The 1,813-nt window shown below is 62.9% G+C and carries 2 protein-coding genes; both read left to right on the forward strand.

What is annotated here, in order from left to right; all coding sequences use genetic code 11:
• Positions 1-550 precede the first annotated feature (550 nt).
• On the forward strand, positions 551-1,054 hold the full coding sequence (locus ACFP2V_RS35615; protein ID WP_381219818.1) for a hypothetical protein: 504 nt from the start codon (positions 551-553) through the stop codon (positions 1,052-1,054).
• A 159-nt stretch (positions 1,055-1,213) separates the two neighbouring features.
• Positions 1,214-1,654 carry a hypothetical protein gene (locus ACFP2V_RS35620; protein WP_381219821.1) on the forward strand — a complete coding sequence of 147 codons (441 nt, stop codon included), beginning with the start codon at positions 1,214-1,216 and terminating at the stop codon, positions 1,652-1,654.
• Positions 1,655-1,813: the final 159 nt, after the last annotated feature.

The following is a 1,813-nucleotide window of genomic DNA, read 5'->3' on the forward strand; positions in this document are numbered from 1 at the left end:
GACGGTCGCGCCCTTCGTCGTTCACCCGGCCCCGTCCAAGATCCGAGCACGCATCACGCCTGCCCCTCACGCACGCCACTCCCCCGCATCCGCATTGCGCGTATTGGGGGCGATTACCCGACTTCTTCTTTTGCAAGATTGCTGCTGATCTCTATTTCTTGGAGATCTTGTGGTGCTACCGTGGCTTCACGCTGATGGCATGTACGTGACGGGAGCAGGGAAATGAAAGCCGCGGGCGATCGCTCTTGTCACATCTCGAGCAGTCATCACTCGACCGCCTTCGGCTCGCGAGTAAATCGGGCCCTTCATGTACATCGGTTGCGCCAGCCATCCACGATGCGTAGTCGCGCTGAAATTTCGGCCACGCACTTTCGGAAATCGCATGAATGTGAGATAGGGGAAGCAAGTGAATCGTTCTTTCGGCCTGGCATGCCGCCCTGTGGCAGCAGTTCTTCTCGCTCTCGGTGCTGTGACCGGAGCGGGCTCGACGGCCTACGCTGCCGAGCCGGTGCCGCCTACGATCGAGGGCACCGACGGGGACGTAAGTGTGATGGGTATTCCGTGTGACGGCTACATAGGCACCTGGTACACCGTGTCCAACGTGGCCAAGCCGAAGAAAATCACCCATGCGACACGACACTACAACGGCACCTCGTCCGACATGTCGTCCAACTTCACCACCGGACATCAGCTGACGCTCACCGCCGGCATCACCTACACGTCCGGCGCTTCGGCCGAGGCCAGCGCGGTGATCGGCAAGCTGTCGGCCAGCACGAGCCTGTCGCTCGCCGCCTCCGGCTCCACGACCTCCACTTCGTCCGTCTCCGTCACCGCCACGGTCAAGCCGAAGAAGTACGTGGTCACCTATGCGGGGCGTGTCCAGGTCACGGGCAACTGGGAGAAGAACTCCTGCTCCAGCGGCGGCGGCATCGTGTTGGTCGCGGCCAAGGGCACCGGCAGATCCCACCACGTGCAGGAGGTGGGAGCCGCCCAGTGCGACATCGTCCAGCCGTCCGGAAGCATGGCCGCCCTCGCCAAGAGCAGCTACTGCTGACCAATGAGGCCACGTCCAGCATGGGTGGCTGTCGCCGTCGTGGCCATGTCGGCAACCGGCTGTGCGGCGGACAGCAGCCCCAAGCCATCCGGGAGTGCGTCCGCCACGCGCTCCGCGGAGGGAGCGGGCTGCGGGAGCACCGCCATCACCGCTCCCCCGGTGAAAAAGCTTCCGCGCAGCTTGACGTTCACGGCGATTCGGAAGGTGGATCCCCCATGGGGCGATGAAAAGAGCGTCGTCCTGGTCGACAAACCTTTCACTGCCAAGCTCGAATGGGAATCCGACCGCGTGGATGAAACCGCCACTCTGGCGGCCATCGAGGATGAGCTGGAAATCATCACATCCGGAACCAGTGACGCCCTCCCAGAGTTGGACCGCTTCCTGTCCGGCGTCAAGGAAAAGAAGACATACGTCGGATATGCCGCGATGGAAGAAGTCACGGTTCCCTTGTCTCTGAAATGCCTCGACGGCACCAGGATTCAAGGGAAACTCTTCACGTGGGTCGACGCCGAGATCGGGGTCGTAGTCTGCGCCACCAAGTATGGCAAGGGCGAGGCGCCAGTGGCAGCATTGAAAGCCCAGGCCGAGTTCTGCAACTGAGGCCGAGTGTGAGACCGGCGGCCCGCGTCCCTGAGGGGCACGGGCCGCCGGTGCATATCCTTCAGGCGTGATGCGTGATGCGTGATGCGTGATGCGTGATGCGTGATGCGTGCTCGGATCTTGGACGGGGCCGGGTGAACGACGAAGGGCGCGACCGTC

The sequence above is a fragment of the Streptomyces incanus genome (assembly GCF_042656345.1).
Lineage (GTDB): Bacteria > Actinomycetota > Actinomycetes > Streptomycetales > Streptomycetaceae > Streptomyces > Streptomyces incanus.

Coding starts and splice junctions, on each gene's coding strand:
- ACFP2V_RS35615 (WP_381219818.1), top strand. CDS start 551: ATGGGTATTCCGTGTGACGGCTACATAGGCACCTGGTACACCGTGTCC.